Below are 3,480 nucleotides of genomic sequence, written 5' to 3'. Positions count from 1 at the left end.
GGCGGGCGCGGCGGAGGGGCCTGTGGGGCCCCGGTCAATCCGTAACACTCACGTTGCACGCGCAGGCGTTTGAAAGCCGTATGATCGCCCCAACATCAGCGCCCTCCCTCTCCCTTTTCCAGGGCCGTTCGGTGTCCCTTCCTCCCTCCTGCCCGGGCACGGGCCGCTCCGCCCTGCCCGGAATCCCCCGAAAGGCGGCCTGCATGCCCTCTCGCGTACGCGTCTGGCTCAACCGCACGTACGCGGAGAACGTGTTCTTCATGGATCAGCTGCGGAGGAATCCCAGCGACCGGGCGGTGGAGATCCACGCGACCCACGGTGACGCCGACTCCCCCGTGCTGGCCGCCGCCGACACCGCCGACCTGGAGCCGGAGGGCCTGTCCCCGGCCGGCTACGTCGAGTACGCCCTGGACCAGTGCGCGCGGCGCGGCATCGACGTGTTCGTGCCCCGGCTGCACCAGGCGGCGATCGTCGCGCACCGCGCCGACTTCGAGGCCGTGGGCACCGCGCTGCTGGCACCGACGCGCGAGGCGATCGCGGTGTTCGAGGACAAGGCGACGGCGTACGAGGCGGTCCGCTCGGTCGGAGTGCCGGTGCCCCCATGGTGGCGGGTGCGCACGGCGGACGAACTCGTGTCCGCCGTCGAGGCGTTGGAAGCAGCCGGGGAAGTGGCGTGCTTCAAGCCGGCGACCGGTGCGGGCGGGGTCGGTTTCCGGGTGATCACGCGCGAGCCCTTCTCGCTGGCGCACCTCGGCGGCTTCCCCGGTCCGCACGTCCAACTGGACCTGGTGGTGGAGGCGCTGGAGCGGGCGGCGGAGCCCGTGAACTGGCTGGTGATGCCGCGGCTGGGACAGCCCGAGGTGTCCGTCGACTGCCTGACCGGCCCGGACAACCGCGTCCGGCTCGCCCTGGGCCGCACGAAGAACGGCCGCCGCCGGGGCTTCACGCTGCACAAGAAGTGGCTGGAGCCGGCCCGGCTGGTGGCGGAGGGCTTCGGGCTGCACTATCTGTCCAACGTCCAGTTCCGGATGTTCGGCGACCGCCCGGTGCTGCTCGACGTCAACACCCGGCCCGCCGGTGGTCTGCACCAGCTGTCCCTGTGCGGGGTGAACGTGCCCTGGGCAGCGGTGCGGTTGGCGCTCGGCGAGGACCCCGGCGTGATCGAGCCGCCGTTCCTGGGGCAGGACTACACAGTGGTGTCGGGCCCGCGGCCGCTCCGCGCGGTCCCGCTGCCACAGCAGCGGACCACTCCGCCCGAGATCCTGCTGCCGGCGGTACCCGCGCCCGTCGCGACCGTCCAGACCTCGGCGCAGGCGCTGCCGCTGTAGGCGAACGGCCGGAGGCGGGTCTGTCGCGGACGTGGATGGTGGCGGTCGACCGTCGCTCGTCGGCGGCCGGCCGTCGTCTGTCCTCCGTCGACTGTGGCCTGTCCTCCGTCGGCTGTCGGTCGTCGACCGTCGACGACCGACAGTTCTCCCCCACCGGTATGGACCAATCCTGTCCTGCTTCTTGACAGTCGGATTGGTCCAAACCAACTTGGTTGGCGCACCCTCCACACTCCCCTGCACCTCCCGAACACCCCCATCCCCACAGGGAGATCGCGTGCGCAACCCACTCAGACGCACCAGACGCCGGCTGCTCGCCGTGCTCGGCACCGCCGCTCTGGCCTTCGGCGGAGCCCTCGCCCTTCCCGGCACCGCTCAAGCGGCCAACATCCTCACCAACCCCGGCTTCGAGTCCGGCGGTCTGTCCCCCTGGACCTGTTCCGGCAACCTCGGCTCGGTCGTGTCCTCCCCCGTGCACGGCGGCTCCAAGGCCCTGCAGGGCGCCGTCACCTCCAGCGACAACGCGCAGTGCAGCCAGACGGTCGCCGTCCAGCCGAACACGACGTACACGCTGCAAGGTTGGGTCCGCGGCTCGTACGTCTACCTCGGCGTCAACGGCGGCGCCTCCACCTGGACGACGTCCCCCTCGGCGTACAGCCAGCTCAGTGTCTCCTTCACCACCGGCGCGTCGCAGACCAGCGCCACCATCTACGTGCACGGCTGGTACGCGCAGGGCACCTACTACGCGGACGACATCAGCCTGGACGGCCCGGGCGGCGGCGGGGGCGGCGGGGACACCCAGGCGCCGACCGCGCCCGGCGGGCTCACCTCGACCGGGAAGACGTCGTCGAGCGTGTCCCTGCAGTGGAACGCCTCCTCGGACAACGTCGGCGTGACGGCCTACGACGTCTACAGCGGATCGAACCAGGTGCTCACCGTCTCCGGTACGTCCGCCACGGTCAGCGGGCTGTCTCCGAGCACCTCGTACACCTTCAGCGTGAAGGCACGGGACGCGGCCGGGAACACCTCGGGCGCCTCCAACTCCGTGAGCGTCACGACGAACGCGGGCAGCGGCGGCGGAACCTCCTTCAAGCAGGCGGCGCCCTATCTGTACGAGGGCTGGGGCGACCCGCCGAGTCCGTCCACGGTGATGAGCGCGACCGGCGTCAAGTGGTTCACGATGGCGTTCATGCTCGACTCGGGCGGCTGCAACCCCGCCTGGGACGGCAGCCGGGCGCTGACGGGCGGGGTCGACCAGACCGCCATCAACCAGATCCGGTCCGCCGGCGGTGACGTCGTCCCGTCGTTCGGCGGCTGGCAGGGCAGCAAGCTGGGCGCCAACTGCTCCTCCGCGAGCGCGCTGGCCGGGGCGCTGCAGAAGGTGATCAACGCGTACTCGCTCAAGGCGATCGACATGGACATCGAGAACACGGACGAGTTCGAGAACGAGGCCGTGCAGGCGAAGATCCTCACCGCGCTGAAGACGGTGAAGACCGACAATCCGGGGCTGAAGACCATCGTCACCTTCGGCACCTCGACGACCGGCCCGACCTACTACGGAAACCGGCTCATCGAGCAGGCGAAGTCGCTCGGCGCCGACATCGACGTCTTCACGATCATGCCGTTCGACTTCGGCGGCGGCTCGGACATGTACGGCAGCACGGTCAACGCGGCCGAGGGGCTGAAGGCCAAGCTGAAGTCGACGTTCGGGTGGGACGACGCGACCGCCTACTCCCACATCGGCATCTCCGGCATGAACGGCCTGTCGGACCAGCAGGAGACGACCACCCCGGCGATCTGGACCCAGATCCGCGACTGGGCCAACTCGCACCACATCGCCCGGCTCGCCTTCTGGTCGGTCAACCGCGACCGGCCCTGCGCGGGCGGCGGAGTCGTCTCGAACTGCTCCGGCATCAACCAGAACAACTGGCAGTTCACCTCCATCACCGCCGGGTTCACCGGCTGACCACAGCACGGTCGCGCCACACGGCATCCACCAGCCCGTAGACGGCATACGGCATACCGCATCCGGCACGGCATGACGAAGATCCCCCCGGCGACGGGCCGGGGGGATTTTTTTCGCCCAGGGTGTATCAGGGGCCGACCTGGCCGCTCTACATGTCAGAACGGGGGAGCACGGGGGACGGGGAACACG

Annotated in this window: 2 protein-coding genes; both read left to right on the top strand. The window is 70.1% G+C overall.

The window, feature by feature from the left end; all coding sequences use genetic code 11:
* The first annotated feature begins 203 nt into the window (after positions 1–203).
* Positions 204–1,328, top strand: coding sequence for an ATP-grasp domain-containing protein (locus tag V7E45_RS39405; protein ID WP_333779103.1), 1,125 nt, complete (start codon positions 204–206; stop codon positions 1,326–1,328).
* 274 nt (positions 1,329–1,602) lie between these two features.
* Positions 1,603–3,291 carry a carbohydrate binding domain-containing protein gene (locus tag V7E45_RS39400; protein WP_333779102.1) on the top strand — a complete coding sequence of 563 codons (1,689 nt, stop codon included), beginning with the start codon at positions 1,603–1,605 and terminating at the stop codon, positions 3,289–3,291.
* Positions 3,292–3,480: the final 189 nt, after the last annotated feature.

Source organism: Streptomyces sp. IBSBF 3136, from assembly GCF_036815105.1.
Classification (GTDB): domain Bacteria; phylum Actinomycetota; class Actinomycetes; order Streptomycetales; family Streptomycetaceae; genus Streptomyces.
This window is presented reverse-complemented; position numbering and strand designations above follow the sequence as displayed.